The sequence below is a fragment of the Paraburkholderia sp. BR14312 genome, from assembly GCF_040948675.1.
In the GTDB taxonomy this organism is placed as follows: domain Bacteria; phylum Pseudomonadota; class Gammaproteobacteria; order Burkholderiales; family Burkholderiaceae; genus Paraburkholderia; species Paraburkholderia nodosa_A.
Map to the genome: position 1 here is coordinate 64,237 of NZ_JBFPKI010000009.1, position 17,439 is coordinate 81,675.

Here is a 17,439-nt window from a genome sequence, read left to right on the forward strand (position 1 = left end):
ATCGATTGTCAGTTTTGCGCTATATGCGCGCATCCCGTCGCATCAATACTACGCCCACTGCCAACAAACTTCAGCCGAATCCTTCAAATCAGTGAGCCCGCAATGAGAAAGCAAGTCGACGCAACGGCCGTGGCCATCATGGTGGCGCTCTGCCTCGCATGGGGTCTGCAACAGGTCGCGATCAAGGCGGTGGCCGGGGACATCCCGCCCATGCTGCAGATCGGGCTGCGTTCGGGCGTGGCGGCGGCACTCGTGTGGCTCTTCAACCAGCTCGTTTCGCGCGAGCGCTGGCTGCCGGGCGTGGCGCGCGGCGCGGGGCTCGTCACAGGCGGCTTGTTCGCGCTCGAATTCGTGTTCGTGGCCATGGGCCTGCGCTGGACCAATGCCTCGCACATGGCCGTGTTTCTCTATACCGCGCCGATGTTCGCGGCAATCGGCCTGCATCTGCGCCTGCCCGACGAACGCCTCGCGCGGCTGCAATGGGGCGGCATTGCGATCGCCTTCGCGGGCATCGCCATCACGTTCCTCGGGCCCGCGCTGCTGGGCGCCGACATCCCGGGCTCGCCGTTGTGGCTGCTCGGAGACTTCATGGGTCTTTGCGCGGGCGCGGCGTGGGGGCTCACCACTGTCGTCGTGCGCACGAGCCGCCTGAGCGAGGCGCCCGCCACGCAAACGCTCTTCTATCAACTGGCGGGTGCTTTCGTCGCGCTGGTGCCGTTCTCGTTCCTGACCGGCCAGGCGCATTTTCACGGCACGCCGCTCGCGCTGGCCTCCCTCGCATTCCAGACCTTGCTCGTCTCGTTCGTGAGCTATCTCGTGTGGTTCTGGCTGCTGCGCCGCTATCTGGCCGCTCGCCTCGGCATACTGTCGTTCATGACGCCTCTGTTCGGCGTGGCGTTCGGCGTCGCGCTGCTGCACGAGCGCGTAGAGCCCGCGTTCCTGTTTGGCTCGGCGCTCGTGCTGATCGGCCTGCTGGTGGTGAACGCCCAAAGCTGGGTCCGCCAGGCTTTCGGCCGTCGTGCCGCCAACGCAAACGGCGCTCGGGTTTCCTGATTCGATCAACAAAGTACCCGAATTACGCGGCATCTACGGTCTTTCGGTTGGCGTGACGGCGTCTCGCCGCACGCCTGCGCTTTCTGAGGTAAAGTCGCTCGGGTTCCGACTCACCTCGAATCCGGCACCCGATGCAAACCCTCTCGACTTTTACGCCCGTAGCGCTCGAACACGCGAGCCGCCTCATCAATCACGGCCCCACCGTGCTCGTCACCAGCAGCGACGGCAAGCGCCGCAACGTCATGGCGGCCGCGTGGTCGATGCCCGTAGAATTCACACCGCCGCGCATCGCCATCGTGATCGACAAGCGCACGTTCACGCGCGAACTCATCAACGCGAGCGGCACGTTCGGCGTGATCATTCCGGGCGCCGCCGCAATCGATCTGACCTACGCCGTGGGCAGCGTCAGCGGCCGCGAGACCGACAAGTTCCAGCGTTTCGATATCGCCGCCATTACGGGCCCGAAGCTCGGCTTGCCCCTGCTCGAAGCAGGCTGCTGCGCGTGGATGGAATGCCGCCTGATTCCCGAACGGCACACCGAAGACGCCTACGATACGTGCTTCGCCGAAGTGATCGCTGCCGCGGCCGAGCCGCGTGTCTTCCGCAATGGCCACTGGGAACTCGACAGCAGCAACGCGGACTTGCACACGATTCACCATCTGGGCGCCGGCAATTTCGTGCGCGCCAGCGACACGATTAAGGCACGCGAACTCGCGTAAGCGCACCAACGCGATCAGGCCGCTATGATTCGCGTGTGGTGTGAAATCGCCACAAATATTTCGCATTGCATATATTTGAAAACATCCAACGGCGTGCTTTCAAACGGCCAGGAGCCACGCATGAGCGATCTCGATACGCCGGCATCATTTGGCAGCCCCAAGGCGACCGCGCAAGCCGGACGACTCGGTTACCTGCCCGTCGCGCTGTTCGGCTCGGTCATGGGGCTTGCCGGGCTCTCGTCGGCGTGGCGGCTCGCGCACCGCATGTACGGCGTGCCGCTGTGGATCGCGCAGTTGATCGGCGTGCTCGCCGTGCTGGCGTTCCTGATGATCGGCTTCGGGTACGCCGTGAAATGGGTCACCGGCCCCGATGCCGTGAAAGCCGAATTCAATCATCCCATTGCGAGCAATCTCTTCGGGACGCTGTTCATCAGCCTGTTACTGCTGCCCATCCCGCTTGCCGACGTGAGCGTGCCGTTCGCGCGCGCGGTGTGGATCGTCGGCGCCATCGGCATGATCGTGTTTGCGTGGTTCGTGATCATGCGCTGGCTCAGTCAGCGTCAGCATCCGTCCCATGCCACACCCGCGTGGATCGTGCCCGTCGTAGGGCTCATCGACATCCCGCTCGCCACGCCCGCCATCCAGATCACGGGCGTGAACGGCGTCTTGATGCTCGCGCTCGCCGTGGGGCTCTTTTTCGCTGTGCCGCTCTTCACGCTGATTTTTTCGCGCCTCATGTTCGAGGAGCCCATGGCCAACAATCTGCAGCCGACGCTCGTCATTCTGCTCGCGCCGTTCGCCGTGGGCTTTTCGGCCTATGTGACCGTGACGGGCGAAGTGGACCGCTTCGCCGATGCGCTCTACATGCTCACGCTGTTCCTGCTCACTGTGCTCGTCGGCCGGTTGCGCTATCTCGCGATCGCCTGCCCCTTCCGGCTCTCGTGGTGGGCCGTGAGCTTTCCGCTCGCGGGCTCGGTGAGTTGCGCCGAGCGTTACGCCGACCATGCTCCGGGCCCCTTCACGCACGGCATCGCGATCTTTCTGCTCGCGACGGTCACGCCGCTGCTGTTCCTGCTGGCCGGCCGCACATTGTGGGGCGTGCTGCGGGGAGAACTGGAAGCGCTGGCCCGCTAGCAGCTCGAACACAACTGCGTGCTTGAATTTTATAGACGATCGGTCTAATATCGGCGACATGGAACCGATCATCGCCAAACCGCGCCGCGGCAGGCCGCCGAAAGATCCGCGCGCGCACGCCGACACACGCGACACGCTCATTCGCGCCGGCATGGAAATGCTGACCGAACAGAGCTTCGCGGCCACGGGGCTGGATGCCCTGCTCAAGCGGGTGAACATTCCCAAGGGCTCCTTCTATCACTACTTCGACAGCAAGGAAGCATTCGGGCGCGAGTTGATGAGCGCGTACGATGCGTACTTCTGCGCGAAGCTCGACCGCTGGCTGCAGGACGACACGCGCCCTGCTCTCGAGCGGCTCGGCGCCTTCGTAGACGACGCCAGCAAAGGCATGGCCCGCCACCGCTATACACGCGGCTGCCTCGTGGGCAACCTCGGCGTCGAGGTGGACATCCTGCCCGACGACTTCCGCGACACGCTCGAACGCATTCTGCAGGGCTGGCAAGCGCGCATCGTGGCGTGCCTGCACGAGGCCCAGCACGAAGGCGTACTCGCAAAGCGAATCGACCTTGCGTCACTCGCCGCTTTCTTCTGGATAGGCTGGGAAGGCGCCGTGCTGCGCGCCAGGCTCGTGCGCAGCGCGGCTCCACTCGAGACATTTTTTAGGGGTTTCATCGCGGGGTTGCCTCGCGCGTGAGCGCGTGAGCCGCGGCAACGCCAACCGTTCACCGTTTCAGGAGCAAGATGCATCATGTTCAAGGCCATCGTCATTGATAAGGAATCCGGATCGTATGAAGCGCGCGTTGCCGAATTCGACGAAGCGCGCCTGCCGGAAGGCGACGTGCTCGTCGATGTCGGCTATAGCACGCTGAACTACAAGGACGGCCTCGCAATCACAGGCAAAGGCCCGGTCGTTCGCAGCTTCCCCATGGTTCCGGGCATCGACTTCGCGGGGACGGTCGCGCAAAGCGCGAACCCTGCCTACGCGGTGGGCGACGCGGTCGTGCTCAACGGCTGGGGCGTTGGCGAACAACATTGGGGCGGGCTCGCGCAGAAGGTGCGCGTCAAGGGCGACTGGCTCATTCCGCTGCCGGCGGGCTTTACGCCGCGGCAAACGATGGCAGTCGGCACGGCCGGATACACGGCCATGCTCTGCATTCTTGCGCTGGAACGGTACGGCATCACGCCCGCGCACGGCGACGTGCTCGTCACGGGCGCGAGCGGTGGCGTGGGCAGTTTTGCCATCGCGCTGCTCACGCGCCGAGGCTATCGCGTGGTGGCGTCGACCGGCAGGCTGCAAGAGGCGGAGTATCTGAAGCAACTTGGCGCCGTCGAAGTCATCGACCGCGCCTCGCTATCGGAGCCGGGCCGCCCGCTGCAAAAAGAGCGCTGGGCCGCCGCGATCGATTCGGTTGGCGGCCACACGTTGGCAAATGTCTGCGCAAGCCTGTGCGCCGATGGAGCGGTGGCTGCCTGTGGCCTGGCACAAGGCATGGATCTTCCCGCGACGGTCGCGCCATTCATTCTGCGCGGCGTGAGCCTCCTCGGCATCAATAGCGTCACGCGTCCGTTTGCGCAGCGGCAGCAAGCCTGGCACGCGTTGGGAGAGACGCTCGATCTGAAGCAGCTCGACATGATTACGCGAGAAATCGGCCTGGCCGAGGCCATTGCCGCCGCAAGCGATCTGCTCGCCGGACATGTGCGCGGGCGGCTCGTGGTGGACGTCAACCGGTAACGTGCACAGCCGCGGCGATTCGACGATTCACGATGTCGCCGCGTTCACGAACGATTCGCGAACGCGCGCGGCGTGACGCCGAGAAGCCGCGTCATCCAGTGCGCCATATGGCTCTGATGCGCGAAGCCCGCTTCGAGCGCCACCTGGCTCAGGCTGAGTTTGCCTTCGATGAGCAGCGCCCTCGCGCGTTCGACGCGCCGCCGCACGACGTATTGATGCACCGGCATCCCCAGCGTTTCGCGAAACAGGACCTTGAAATGTGGCACGCTCAGGTCGACGACTGCCGCGAGTTCGCCGAGTGTGAGGCGTCGATCGAGATGGCTCTCGATGTAATCGGTCACGCGCGCCGCTTTGTGTGTCGCAAGCATGGTTGCGCCCCGGCCTTCTGATGCGCCCGTGCCGCCGAGCAGCCGCACGACCATTGCCGTGGAAATGCTCTCGGCAAATAGCGGATCGCAAGCCGTTCCCGCATCGATCTCGGCCAGCAGCGCGCCAGCCAGCGAATTGATGCGCGGGTCGCGCAACTGCAGATGCGGCCGGATCTCGCGCTTACCCCACGGGTTCTCCATCTGCTCCGCAATCGATCGCACGAAGCGGTCGTCGAACCACACGCGCAGAATCATGCAGTCCGCATCATCGGTCCATTCGCCTTCGACCCCGGCAGGCACCACATCCGCGTCGCCGTGCGCCTGGAGCCGCGATTGACGGCGGCCGTCGCAGGCGCATCGCGCACGCACCGGCATGCCGACATGAATGCCTAGGCGGTGGTACGCCATGGCGGGAAAGCGATGCTGCCCCGCACTCACACGCAGCAGTTCGGCGCCACCGCCCTGCCAGCCCAATCCGGCGCTCGAACGCAGGCTGACGCTTGTTCCAGCGTGCCGGTGCGGATCTGCAGTCAGTGCGCTCATGGCAATCCTTTTCGACGCTCAAGCCGTGCGGGAATTCGTGCGATGTTTGCGGCCAGTTTACTGGATTCGGGCCACGCTCGCGCACCGCGCCATGGTGGACGTATTCAATCATCCGTTTCTGTCCAAGGCCATCCGTTCCTGCGCGCCATACGGCGTTCGTCTGCCTACGATGATGCAGACCACGCACACCAGGAGAAAGCGATCATGTTCGTGATTTTTGGAGCAGCGGGAAAAGCCGGGCGCGTCACCGCCGCCGCGTTGCGCCGCGCGGGCAAGCCCGTGCGCGCCGTGGTGCGCCACGCTCGTCAGGGCGAGAGTCTCGCGGCGCTGGGCTGCGAAATCGCACTCGCCGACCTGACAGACGCGCACTCGGTCGCGGCCGCGATCAAGGGCGCACACGCCGTCCAGCTGCTATGTCCCGTTCCATCCGGTGATACGGATCCCGAAGCGACCATGCGCACGACGATCGACGTCGCCACCGATGCCCTGCGCGAAAACCCGCCCGCCACGCTGCTCGCCATTTCCGACTATGGCGCGGAGCTGCCGTTGAATACCGGCATCACGCGGCTCTATCACTACCTGGAAAAGCAGCTGAAACCCATTGCCACGCAATTGGTGTTGCTGCGCTCGGCGGAACATATGCAGAACTGGGCGGCGTTCTTGCCCGGCGCGCTCGCAACCGGTGCGCTGCCAAGCCTCCATCTGCCTTTGGAGCGCCGCTTTCCCACGGTTGCCGCACAGGACGTTGGCGCGGCGAGCGCCGAACTGCTGCTCGAATCGCATCAGTCCGGCACGCCGAGAATCGTGAGCATTGAAGGACCGCAGAGGGTCAGCGTGAACGACATCGCGACGGCATTGAGCATTGCGAGCGGCCGCACGATCACGCCTCATGCGCTGCCGCGCGAATCGTGGGCACCGATGCTTCTCAAAGCCGGACTCAGCGAGAAGCACGGCCGGCTCATCACCGATCTGTACGACGTTTACAACACCGGCCGCATCGACGTGGAAGCGAGCCGCAGCGAGCGGCGCTTCGGCATGACTGCGTTAAGCGACGTGTTCGGGCCGCTCGTTGCGAAATTCAAGAGCCAATAGCGTGCACGCCGCAGTGACAAAAAAGCCGGGCGCTACGCACGCCCGGCCTTCAGTGCATGACTGCGCGGCGATCAGAACCACTTGCCGAACTGGCCGCCCGGAGCAAGCGACACCCCGCGCAGCACTTCACCGAAGCCCGCGTTGCGCAGCGTCACGAAACGCTCGTTCGCCGCACCCGAAGCCGTGGTGTTGCGCAGCACGTCGCGCACGGCGACGAGGCGATTCGGGTCCGCGCCCTGGTCGCCGTTGCCGCTCACCGTCGAGGTGATCGCCCAGATCGTGACCGTGCCGTCCTGCTCGACGTGGCCCGTGATGTTACGCAGGCCGTCGGTGGCGGGCGACCACGGCAGGCCGGTCGCGCTGTTCGTGCCCACCGGATAACCGGCCACGGTGTACGACGTCCCCAGATTCAGACCGTTCTGGATCGTGTAGGCAAGCTTCCACGACTTCGTTCCGGCGTCGTACACCCACTTCTGCAGGCCTGCACCGGTCTGCTGCGCGGCGTGCGTGTAGAGGTCCGTGCCGCCCGAATAGCCATCGCCCTCGTCGGCCACATAGAGCGTATTGGCGTTGGCGAACCACAGGCCGAACGGATACGAGAGCGTCGTCGCCGTCTTGTTCGGCGTAGCGGGGAAACCCGCGAGCACGCATACGTTGCTCGGCAAGCCGCTGGTCGTCAACGTGGAGGCGTCGTACGCGAGCGGGTTGGACGGCAGTTTCGCGCCCGCCACCGGCACGCCCACGCCGCCCGAAGGGCACGCCTTGCCCGTGGTGTCGACGAAGTACACTGTGTTCACGCCGTTGCCGCCGCTGCCCTTCGTGAAGTACACCACGTTGTTGAAGACGGTGAGCCCGCGGAAGTTGTCGTCCTTGCCGACCTTGTCGGCCTTCGCACCGAGTTGCGTGACCGAAAAGCTCGCGAGCGGCGTGGGCGTGCCCGGCGTTTGCTGCGCCTCATGCTGATGCGTCGCCTCGATGAATTGCGCACCTGCACCGAGAATCACACCTGCCGGCTGCGGATTCGAACCGTTGCCTGCGTTGCCCACCGTGAAGTAAACGCCATTGCCTTCGCCGTTGTCGTTGCCGTTGTTGAGCAATGCGGCGCGGCCGTTATTGCCGCTGTATGCATTCGTCTCCGTAAAAGAGAAGTGCCCTTCGGCATCGAGCCGCGCGACGGCGCGATAGAACGCCTGACCATCCGGATTCGTCGGATCGATCGCGCCCGGCGTATTCGAGTTCGATACGTCGATCGTATTGACCGGCGCAACGTAGCCCATGAAAGTCAGGTAACGGCCGTCGCGCGAGAGGTTGAGCCCGAGTTCGGACTTGGAGCTGAAGCTCGTTACGAGCTGGTCGTGGCCATGGCCCGGATGCAGACTGTTGGGCACTTCCAGCGTGTGGACGACCTGGCCGCCCGGCGTAATGGTATCGAGGAAAATGCGCGCCGTGATGCCGAAGCTCGGATCGTAGAGCGCGTTGTTCCAGACGGCCGGATACGTGCCGTCAGTGGGCGCGCCGCCCGTGGGGCAGCTCGCCTGCGCGCTATTGCAATTGGGCGGCAGCGTCATGCCCGGGGTGACGTTGCTCGACACATTGTCGTAGACACTGCGGCTCACGACGAGCAGGCCCGAACCGCCGAAAAATGCGCCGGTATCTTGCGCGGAAGCGGATGCGCCTGCACTGGCGCAAACCAGGGCAGCGGCAATAGCAAGTCGGGAAGGACGTGCGGCAAAACAAGGGCCGCGAACTACTGGGCGAAGGGTATTGATGGCCATCTGTAGCGTCTCCGAAAGGAATTACAAGCGTTTTGTCAGGACGAACGCGGGGTCAATCCTGCTTACCGTAGCGAAATTTTGTGAAAGATTCGTTGCAGGCAATGCGGCTTCGTTCACGCGATTTCCTCTGCGGAAATCGAACGGCTCAGCCTGTTTTCCGATGCAGACTAATTTCGTTTGTTATCCTCATCATCTGTTCGTGCGCACGCACGTAACGCTTCGTCATAAAACCGCCGCACGATAGCAGGATTCAATTTGAATCCTGCTTGTCACCATCCTGTAATTGACAGTACGCGGACCAGACAGACTCCGCGACTTCCCAGAAAACATGAATAACGGGAGAGGCTCGTGAGACCATTGCGCCCCCTGATTGCCGCGCTCGTTTGCGGCATTTGCACGTTGTCGGCCAGCGCCGAAGACGTGACCGGATGCGGCAGCACGCTCGCCGCCCCCCTCTACTCCCACTGGGCCACCGCCTACCAGAAATCCGGCGGCGGTAAGGTGATCTACCGCAGCACAGGCTCCACGGACGGCATCAAGGAGATCGTCGCGCACACGGTCGATTTCGCCGGCTCCGACGCCCCGCTCACGAGCGAGCAATTGAGCAAGGACGGATTGCGGCAGTTTCCTACCGCGATCGGCGGCGTGGTGCCGGTGGTGAATCTCCCGGGCATCAAGGCCGGGCAGTTGATGCTGAACGGCGAGGTGTTGGGCCAGATTTTTCTCGGCAAGATCCTGTTCTGGGACGACCCGGCCATCGTGCGGCTCAATCCGAAGATCAAGATGCCCAACACGCCGATCGCAGTCGTGCGGCGTCTCGATGGTTCGGGGACGACGCTGATCTGGACGCACTATCTCTCGCAGGTGAGCCCCGAATGGAAACGCAAGGTCGGCGAAGGCACCACTGTTCACTGGCCATTGGGGATAGGCGGGAAAGGGAATGAAGGCGTCGCCACGTTCGTGGGCTACCTGCCCGGGGCGATCGGCTATGTCGCCTGGGACTTCACGAAGCAGAACCGTCTGACCTACACGGCCATGACCAACGCGGCGGGCGAGATTGTGGAGCCGGGCATCGATACATTCAGCGCAGCGGCCGCGAATGCGGACTGGTCAACCTCGCTCTTCGAGATGCTGACCAATCAGCCGGGCAAGGACGCATGGCCCGTCATGGGCGCGACCTACGTGCTATTGCAGGCGACACCGGACCACTCGGCGCGCAATGCTGAAACGCTGAAGTTCTTCGACTGGGCGCTCACGCACGGCGAGCCGACGATTCAGGCACTGGACTATATTCCGCTGCCGGCCGTGGTCGTGACGAAAATCCGCGCGCAATGGCACGACGGCAAGAGCGACGACGTCGCACCGAAGGACGCTAGCGCGCAGTAGCGTCCACAAGCGCGTTGCCTGGGTGGATAAAAAACGTGGGCGAAGTTCTGTGACGGCGCACGCGAATCAACGTTTGCCTGCTTTGCGCCTGCGGGAATCGGATTTACGGCAGAGGTCCGTCAACACCCAGCGCGCGATGATCTCCGGGCGATTCGTCCCATACTGCGCGAACTTGATTTCGTTTTCGAAGTAGACGATGACGCTTCCGGCCATGACGCGGTAAGCACCCGCGTAGTTCACGCCATCCAGTTCAACGCTCAAAGGATGGGTGGTTTCGTATTCTGCAAGAGCCAAGGTAAACGCGGAAATGTCTAAATTATGACAATATCGTTTCGCGCCCCCATTGGTCAATTAAATATGCGTTTTGTTTCATATTGACGATTGCCTTCCCGATTTCAGTACATTACGGGAACCTGTCGCGCCTTTTAGCGGGGCACGCATCAATGCCGCCTGACTCAGCCTGCCATATGGGCTTGCGGCGAACCACCGCTCGCCGACGGAAGCGCTCCACGCATTCACCCAGCGCGTCGCCATCAATTTATCGGGTTCTGCTTCGGCGTTCATCAGCCGCTTCATTGCCAGGCCAAGGCGGTGCATTGCATACCGCTTACGGCGCGCTTCAGCATCTACTCGCGCGTTCATCGTCTCGCCTCTTCCGATTGAGTATTGCGTAGACAAAACCTGGAGACCCACCTGCACCGAAACTTTGCGAAGCCGGAGCATGACTCCCGCCGAACCAGGCGAGAACACTCATTAAGGCACGGAAATAATGGCGGAAACATCAGGGAGAGTATGGACGCAGTCGCCATGAAAGCGCTTTCGCCGAACGACGGGAAAAAGGGCACGCCACCCGCGACAGTCTGGCTCTCTGTCGACCACATTACGCCGGCCATATGACACTCGTTAGTAAGCCACGAATTCGAGCCTTTTTGTCGAAATACAACCGATGAATGGCGGCGACCTGGCGACGCACCGCGCGATGATGATGGATCGCAATTCCTGTCCAGAAGGTTCACAACGCATCGATCCATGCGAACAACGACACACGGCGGCCCCCGATTCGCGCTCGGACGCGCACTGAAGCAACCGTTGCTGAATGTGGTGGCCCGGTTGCCCGATAGCGTACAGCGGGCGATGCTCATCCCGTCGATACGGCGCATCTGCATTCGCGTTCCGGTATTGCGCGCGGTCTACTCCGGCTGCCTGCGGCGCCACCCCATCGATCTCCTGTACGGCACGACCACGAGCGGACTGGTCGATTCAAACGCGCTGCAGAGCGATGCCGGTCTTGCTGTCCAGCTCAGGCCTTACATGGGCTCGCAGCCGTCCATCATCCGCCGTGCGCTCGACACCCTGGGCGATATCACCGGCTATACATTCATGGACATCGGTTGCGGTAAAGGCCGGCCGATGATAGTCGCCTCCGAGTATCCGTTTGCTTTGGCGCTGGGCTACGACATCAGCGCGGATCTGGTGCGAACGGCGAACGCAAACGCGGCTGTCATGGCGCGGCGCTTTCCGCAGCGACCGCCCATTCGCGCATTGCATGCCAATGTCGCCGATTTGAAGGTGCCCTCGGGCAACGTCGTCGTCTTTCTGTACAATCCATTCGGGCCCGAGTTGATGGCGTCGTTGCTCGAGAAACTCGAAGCGGGCCTTGCGAGCGGCATCATCGAGCATCTTTTCATCGTCTACGATAACCCCGTGTGCGGCGAAGTCTTCGACGGCTCCCGCCAGTTGCAGCGCTGGTTCGCCGGCGTATTTCCGTACGATCGCGACGAAGTCGGCTTCGGACCTGAGGACCACGAGAACGTCGTCGTCTGGCAAAGCGTGCGCGGCGCACGCCCTGACATATTCGCCGACCGCAATCGCCGCATTACGACTAAAGACCGCCTCAGCACTTCCATTGAAGGCTGAATCACAAGCACCACGAATTCATTCAGGAGACGCAAGTGCCGACCTCCGTCGTGGCGATATACGAGTCGTCGCCGGCTGCTTCCTTCCGGTACGCGTTGCGCACGTGCGAGACCGTCGATGCGTTTCGTGCATTCGAGCCCCAATGGCGTGCGCTTATATCCGGAACCGAGGCGCACTCGCCATTCATCAGCTTTGCCTACTGCGAGACAGCCGTCGCGGCGGCACTGAAGAGCGGCGCAAAGGTCGAAGTCGCGACGGTGCACGATGCGCGTGACCTTCTGGCGCTATGGCCCGTTGTCATTACGCGCGAAGGCGCGTGGCGAACGGCCCGGGCGCTGGGCTGCGGATGCGGCGAGGAATACGGCGGCCCGCTGATCGCCGACACCCGGCGCGCGGAACTTTACGATGCGGCAGTCCGGGCCGTTTTGCGGATTCACGCCGACGTGCTCCACATTCCGATGCTCGAAAACGGCAGCGCGCTGCAACATGCGCTCGACGCCGCGCCGCAGTCCTGGGTGCAGCGTGCACTGCCGCAGCGCTGGCGCGTGATGCCCGGCTATTCGATCAACCTGCGCGCCGCGCCCACATGGAACGATTTCCTCGCCACGCGGCACTCGACGCTGCGCGCCGCGCTGCGTTCGAGTGCGAAGCGGCTACGGCGCGAAGGCGAGGTCAGTTTTGGATGGTGCAGCAACGCCGAGGACACCGAGCGCGTATTGAGGTGGCTATTCGCCAACAAGCGCCAATGGGCGCTCAAGCGTGGAATTGAGTCGCCCTATTTGATGGACGACCGCGTACGCGATTTCTTCATCGAGCTTGCCAGGCGAACCGATCTGACCACCCTGCCGCTCGTCGCCTACGTGCAGGTCGATGGGCAGCCGGTGGCGGCATCCGTCAATCTCGTTGGCGCGCGCAGCGTCGAGTATTTGATCACCACTTATGACGAGGCGTTCAGCGTGTTTTCGGTGGGAAACCTGCTGATCGAATCCATCGCGCAATGGGCCCAGGCCCATGGCCGCGATTTCGACTTTCGGCCGCTGCACGGCGACTACAAGGTGCGTTGGGCGGATCGCGAAACAAAGCACGAATCGCGCATCGTCGTGCTCAACGCACGCGGGCGGCTCATCGAGCTGGCGTTGTCGTGGGCCCAGGCGAGGCGCGTCTATCGAAAACTCACGACCCTTGTGATGGCGCGCCTGAGATGAGTAGCGTGCAATGCATAGGCGCCGCTCACGGCCTCACCGCACCGCCCTCCCCGTGTGTTTCGCCTTGCGGCGAATCGTCGAGCTTTTCCAGCGCCGGGTTGTGAGGGAGGACGAGCGCCGCGCCCGCGCCCACGAGCCCGGCTCCCGCAAGACATAGCAGGCCTGCGCCGAAGCCGCCCGTGCTGTCCTTGATCCAGCCCATTGCGTAGGGGCCGAAAAAGCCCGCCAGATTGCCGAGCGAATTGACGGCGGCAATGCCGCCGGCCGCGGCCGCGCCTGAAAGGAACGCGGCCGGCAGTGTCCAGATCACTGGCAGGCAGCCGAAAATACCGAAGCCCGCAATCGAAAGCGCGAGCATCTTGAGCACCGGATTATCGAGTCCCGCGGCAGCCGCAATACCGGCGGCCGCGACGGCCAGCGCAAATGCGACGTGACGCTTGCGTTCCAGCCGACGGTCGGAATGCCGACCCCACAGCACCATAGAAACGACGCCCACGGCGTAGGGCAGCGCAGTAACGAAGCCCGTCTGCACGTTCGAGAGCCCGAACGCCTTGACGATCTGCGGCAGAAAAAAGCTCAGGCCGTAATTGGTTGCATTCGCACCGAAATAGATGAGCGCCACCGCCAGCACGCGCGGATTGATCAGCGCCTCCAGCACGCTGAACGAGCGCACCTTCTCCCGATGACGGCGCTCCTGCGCCTGGCGATCGACGAGCCAGCGGCGCTCGTCGTCGGCTAGCCAGCCGGCGTCGGCGGGTTTGTCGGTCAGATAGAACAGCACGGCCACGGAGAGCACGACCGCAGGGATTGCCTCGATCAGATAGACCCACTGCCAGCCCGCCAGCCCCCCTCTACCGTCCAGCGAAAGCAGCGATCCGGATATCGGGCCGCCAATCACCGTCGACAACGGAATGGCCGCCATGAAATAGCCCACCACGCGCGCGCGGTATTTGGCGGGAAACCACAGCGTAAGCAGAAAGATGATGCCGGGGAAGAAACCCGCCTCGGCGATACCGAGCAAGATACGCAGTCCATAGAATACGTGCGCGTTCGACATGCCGGTGAAGCGGGCCAGGTCCGGAATGAACGCCATCGCGCCCGCGATGATGCCCCACGTGAACATGATGCGCGCGATCCAGCGCCTTGCGCCGAAACGTTCGAGCAGCAGGTTCGACGGCACCTCGAAGAAGAAATAGGCAATGAAGAAGATCCCTGCGCCAAAGCCGAACGCGCTCGCGGAAAGATCGAGTGCCTTGTTCATCTGCAATGCAGCAAAACCGACGTTGACCCGATCGAGATACGCCACGAAATAGCAAAGGATCAGGAACGGCACGAGCCTTGCCATTACGCGCGCCATGGTGCGGTTTTCAAGCTCCATTTCTGTCTCCTTCGAGGCCGGCTCCGCTGCGCGGTGCGCCAATCACGGGCCGGACCGTTCGTCCGTTTGGAATCGTTAAAGACTAGTCGCTCGCAACGCGATACGAAAGGGTGGTTCACATGGTGGGACATCGACCGCAAACGGCATGACAGCGGAATTAAAGCCTCGGACACGAGAGCACTTGCAGCGGCTGTGTCGCGACCCCGGGCTGGGCGCCACCGGTCGGTGTGCCCTGCGGAGGCGTCGAAACGAGGCGCACGCTGTCTGGACCGGCGTTGGCTAGTGCGTACTTCTCTTCGCTGCCTTGGGGTTGCCAGTACGCGCGAAATACGGGTCCATCGCTGAAGACGAGCAGCGTGCCATGCGTGGCCTGTCCCTCCGACACGAAATCGACCGGTTCGCCGCTGCGCAGTGCGAAGCCGCCGGCGGCGTTTGTTCCTACTAGCTTGCCGCACGGCGGCGCGGCGTCAGGCGTGGGCGTGAGGGTAGGATCTGCGCCATGTGCGGGCTGCGTCGTGAGCAACGCCACGCCGAGACATGACGACAACGCGAGCATAAAAGTCGTTTTCACGCGCAACCTCGTGAACTCGTCATCGATCTTGCGAAGCTCGCAAATCGCATTCCCGCGCGAGAAGGGAACGAATGGCCCCAGCACCTTAAAAGTCGCCGGAGTCCTTGCCGAGCGTGTTGATATCGATCTCGAGGGCGCGGCAGACGTCGCGCACGAATTCATCCATGGCAGCCGTGCATTCAGGACTTCCCGCCGGGAAGTCCTCGGGGTTCTTCTTGCCTTGCGCACGGCGGATGGCGCGAATGCTTGCCTCGAGCGCGCGCGCCTCTGCCCAGATGGGAGGTTTGTCGGGATAGTCGGGATGTTTGCGCGCCATGGACGGTATTTCGGCAACGGATACGCGAACTTTAGGCCGGCCCACGAAGCGAACGGCGGCACGTCCATATAGTTGAGGACGCCAAACGTTTGCGCCGAAATCATTGCATTGCGATTGACCGCCCTGGTGCGGGGAAGACCGGTTTAAGGGCACGTTGAAAGCCCCGAAGAATGAGGCGCGCGTCGACGATGAAAAGCCCGCGCGTTGCCTCCAGAAATAACGCGAGCGGTCGTAAACGGGGGTATTACATTTCGTTCCCGGCAGTTGCAACGGGACCGCCCCGACTCGCAAGACCATGTTCAACGTTCTGGCCCAGTATTGGGGAACGATTCGGCGCACTTTCCTCGCCGGAAACAGCGCGGCCCTGAAGCTGGCGCAGTTGCGCGTGATGATCTATCAGCTTCCCATGATGTATGGGCTGCTGGTCGTCAACACGTGGGGCATGGTGCTGCCCCACGAGAACGTGATTCCCGCCTGGCAGGGCGTAATCTGTCCGCTCGTGCTCACAGCATTGTGTTTCGTACGCGTGCTCTCGTGGTTGCGGCTCTCGAGGCTCCATGTGAGTGCGGAAGACGCGGCTACCATCCTGCGCAATTCCGGCAGGCTCGCCTGGGTCTTCTCTATCTCGTTCACGGCATGGTCGCTGTCCCTGCTGCCTCATGGCGGCGCGGCATTCAAGCTTCATGTCGCGTTTTACATGGCCATCACGGTCATCGGCGTCATCTTCTGCCTGATGAACGTCATCAAGGCGGCGTTCACCGTCACCGCCATTGTCAACGGCGCGCTCGTCGTCACGTTCCTGAGTTCGGGAAACGGCGTATTCGAGGCGATCGCGATCGATACGTCGCTGGTTTCGCTGGCGATGCTGATCGTCGCCTTCACACAATTCAAGAACTTCTCGGATCTCGTTGCCACACAAGCCGAAAACAAACGGCTCGCGAATATCGACAGTCTCACGAATCTCCCTAACCGGCGGGCCTTTTTCACCTCGCTCGACAAGCATTTCGATGCCGCAATGGCATCGGGCGGGCGGCTCGCGGTGGGCCTCGTCGATCTCGATGGCTTCAAGTCCGTCAACGATATTCACGGCCACTCGCTGGGCGACCACGTGCTGGCCGATGTCGCGTCGCGCCTCGCCAACGCGGCGCGCGGCACGATCACGCTTGCGAGGCTGGGCGGCGACGAATTCGGCATCATCGTCACGGACGACTGCACGGACGCTGGCCTCTCGCAACTCGGCCGTACCATCTGCGATGTTTTCCAATGTCCCATACTGGTCGGCGAGATTTCGGTTCGCCTCGGAGCGACGATCGGCTTCTCCACCTATCCGCACATTTCACGCAACAAGGCGGATTTGTTCGAAACAGCCGACTACGCGCTTCACGAAGGCAAGCACCGCTCGCGCGGCTCGGTGACGATCTTTTCGGAGACGCACCGCAACGCCATCATTCGCGAGTCGCAGATTGCCCAGGCGCTACGCTCCCCCGATCTCGCCGGCGAACTCGACCTTGCGTTCCAGCCGATCTACTCGCTCGAACGCCGGCGCACCGTCGGTTTCGAAGCCCTGGCGCGCTGGCGAAGCGCGTTGCTCGGCACGGTCCCGCCCGGTGAATTCATTCCTGCCGCGGAGCGCAACGGCGTCATCAACGGCTTGACCCTCGCGCTGTTTACCCAGGCCCTGGCCTGCACGAAGCAATGGCCAGCGCATATTCGCTTGTCCTTTAATCTTTCCGCGCATGATTTCGCCAGTGAGTCCGCGGTGAAAGAGTTGGCCCGGTGCATCGTCAGCAGCGGCATCGACCCGGCCCGGCTCGACTTCGAGATCACCGAAACCGCGATGGCCAAGGACTTCGACCAGGTCCAGAAAGCGGCCAAGGTCCTGCGCGCGCTGGGCTGCGGTTTGTCAGTCGACGATTTCGGCACCGGTTATTCGAGCCTCTCGTACCTGTGCAAACTTCCACTCACGCGCCTGAAGATCGACAGGATGTTCGTGAGCGGTCTCAAGGAGCGCACGACGGCGTTCACAGTGGTTCGCACGCTGCTCAATCTCAGCCGGCAGATGTCGCTCGACTGCATTGTGGAAGGGGTGGAAACGGCGGCCGAACTGCAAACGGTCGCAGCGCTCGGGGCCACGCTCATTCAGGGCTACTATTGTTCGCGCCCGATGGAGGCTTCGGCCGTGGCGGGTTTTCTGGAGCGCGAAAGCGAGGGCGAAACCCTGGCTCGCCTGGCGGGTGCATGACGAGTAGT

Annotated in this window: 17 protein-coding genes; 10 read left to right on the plus strand and 7 right to left on the minus strand. The window is 62.9% G+C overall.

What is annotated here, in order from left to right:
* Positions 1 to 102 precede the first annotated feature (102 nt).
* The 5 genes from AB3X98_RS24725 to AB3X98_RS24745 all read left to right on the plus strand — a co-directional run bounded on the left by AB3X98_RS24725 (position 103) and on the right by AB3X98_RS24745 (position 4,638).
* A complete protein-coding gene (locus tag AB3X98_RS24725; protein ID WP_069266345.1) occupies positions 103 to 1,053 on the plus strand; it encodes a DMT family transporter in 951 nt (316 codons plus the stop codon).
* A 131-nt stretch (positions 1,054 to 1,184) separates the two neighbouring features.
* Positions 1,185 to 1,772: a flavin reductase family protein gene (locus tag AB3X98_RS24730; RefSeq protein ID WP_069266344.1), complete on the plus strand. Its 588-nt coding sequence runs from the start codon at positions 1,185 to 1,187 to the stop codon at positions 1,770 to 1,772.
* Between the two features lie 120 nt (positions 1,773 to 1,892).
* Positions 1,893 to 2,906: an SLAC1 anion channel family protein gene (locus AB3X98_RS24735; protein ID WP_368603039.1), complete on the plus strand. Its 1,014-nt coding sequence runs from the start codon at positions 1,893 to 1,895 to the stop codon at positions 2,904 to 2,906.
* 58 nt (positions 2,907 to 2,964) lie between these two features.
* Positions 2,965 to 3,600 (plus strand): TetR family transcriptional regulator C-terminal domain-containing protein, encoded by a 636-nt coding sequence (locus AB3X98_RS24740; RefSeq protein WP_368603038.1) that lies wholly within the window; start codon positions 2,965 to 2,967, stop codon positions 3,598 to 3,600.
* A 54-nt stretch (positions 3,601 to 3,654) separates the two neighbouring features.
* On the plus strand, positions 3,655 to 4,638 hold the full coding sequence (locus AB3X98_RS24745; RefSeq protein ID WP_368603037.1) for an MDR family oxidoreductase: 984 nt from the start codon (positions 3,655 to 3,657) through the stop codon (positions 4,636 to 4,638).
* Between the two features lie 44 nt (positions 4,639 to 4,682).
* On the opposite strand, the gene AB3X98_RS24750 is transcribed toward AB3X98_RS24745, so the two are convergent.
* Positions 4,683 to 5,549 (minus strand): helix-turn-helix domain-containing protein, encoded by an 867-nt coding sequence (locus AB3X98_RS24750; RefSeq protein ID WP_368603036.1) that lies wholly within the window; start codon positions 5,547 to 5,549, stop codon positions 4,683 to 4,685.
* A gap of 204 nt (positions 5,550 to 5,753) precedes the next feature.
* Here AB3X98_RS24750 and AB3X98_RS24755 point away from each other — a divergent pair, with 204 nt between their 5' ends.
* Positions 5,754 to 6,641, plus strand: coding sequence for an NAD(P)H-binding protein (locus AB3X98_RS24755; RefSeq protein ID WP_368603035.1), 888 nt, complete (start codon positions 5,754 to 5,756; stop codon positions 6,639 to 6,641).
* A 71-nt stretch (positions 6,642 to 6,712) separates the two neighbouring features.
* Here the strand turns inward: AB3X98_RS24755 and AB3X98_RS24760 are convergent, their stop codons facing one another.
* A complete protein-coding gene (locus tag AB3X98_RS24760; protein WP_342946371.1) occupies positions 6,713 to 8,257 on the minus strand; it encodes a hypothetical protein in 1,545 nt (514 codons plus the stop codon).
* 507 nt (positions 8,258 to 8,764) lie between these two features.
* On the opposite strand from AB3X98_RS24760, the gene pstS reads away from it, so the two are divergent.
* Positions 8,765 to 9,802, plus strand: coding sequence for a phosphate ABC transporter substrate-binding protein PstS (gene pstS / locus AB3X98_RS24765; RefSeq protein WP_368603034.1), 1,038 nt, complete (start codon positions 8,765 to 8,767; stop codon positions 9,800 to 9,802).
* A gap of 66 nt (positions 9,803 to 9,868) precedes the next feature.
* On the opposite strand, the gene AB3X98_RS24770 is transcribed toward pstS, so the two are convergent.
* Positions 9,869 to 10,096, minus strand: coding sequence for a hypothetical protein (locus tag AB3X98_RS24770; RefSeq protein WP_035514793.1), 228 nt, complete (start codon positions 10,094 to 10,096; stop codon positions 9,869 to 9,871).
* Positions 10,097 to 10,171: 75 nt separating this feature from the next.
* Positions 10,172 to 10,444: a hypothetical protein gene (locus AB3X98_RS24775; RefSeq protein WP_368603033.1), complete on the minus strand. Its 273-nt coding sequence runs from the start codon at positions 10,442 to 10,444 to the stop codon at positions 10,172 to 10,174.
* A 387-nt stretch (positions 10,445 to 10,831) separates the two neighbouring features.
* Between AB3X98_RS24775 and AB3X98_RS24780 the strand changes: the two genes are divergently transcribed.
* Entirely contained in the window at positions 10,832 to 11,719 is an 888-nt protein-coding gene (locus tag AB3X98_RS24780; RefSeq protein ID WP_368603032.1) for a class I SAM-dependent methyltransferase, read from the plus strand.
* Between the two features lie 35 nt (positions 11,720 to 11,754).
* Entirely contained in the window at positions 11,755 to 12,924 is a 1,170-nt protein-coding gene (locus tag AB3X98_RS24785; protein ID WP_368603031.1) for a GNAT family N-acetyltransferase, read from the plus strand.
* A gap of 25 nt (positions 12,925 to 12,949) precedes the next feature.
* Here the strand turns inward: AB3X98_RS24785 and AB3X98_RS24790 are convergent, their stop codons facing one another.
* The 3 genes from AB3X98_RS24790 to AB3X98_RS24800 form a co-directional block, all read right to left on the minus strand.
* Complete coding sequence (locus AB3X98_RS24790) at positions 12,950 to 14,302, minus strand: MFS transporter (RefSeq protein ID WP_069266333.1); 1,353 nt, start codon at positions 14,300 to 14,302, stop codon at positions 12,950 to 12,952.
* A gap of 157 nt (positions 14,303 to 14,459) precedes the next feature.
* Positions 14,460 to 14,873 carry a hypothetical protein gene (locus AB3X98_RS24795; RefSeq protein ID WP_368603030.1) on the minus strand — a complete coding sequence of 138 codons (414 nt, stop codon included), beginning with the start codon at positions 14,871 to 14,873 and terminating at the stop codon, positions 14,460 to 14,462.
* An 85-nt stretch (positions 14,874 to 14,958) separates the two neighbouring features.
* Positions 14,959 to 15,189: a hypothetical protein gene (locus AB3X98_RS24800; protein ID WP_069266332.1), complete on the minus strand. Its 231-nt coding sequence runs from the start codon at positions 15,187 to 15,189 to the stop codon at positions 14,959 to 14,961.
* A 295-nt stretch (positions 15,190 to 15,484) separates the two neighbouring features.
* Here AB3X98_RS24800 and AB3X98_RS24805 point away from each other — a divergent pair, with 295 nt between their 5' ends.
* Entirely contained in the window at positions 15,485 to 17,431 is a 1,947-nt protein-coding gene (locus AB3X98_RS24805; RefSeq protein ID WP_368603029.1) for a putative bifunctional diguanylate cyclase/phosphodiesterase, read from the plus strand.
* Positions 17,432 to 17,439 lie beyond the last annotated feature (8 nt).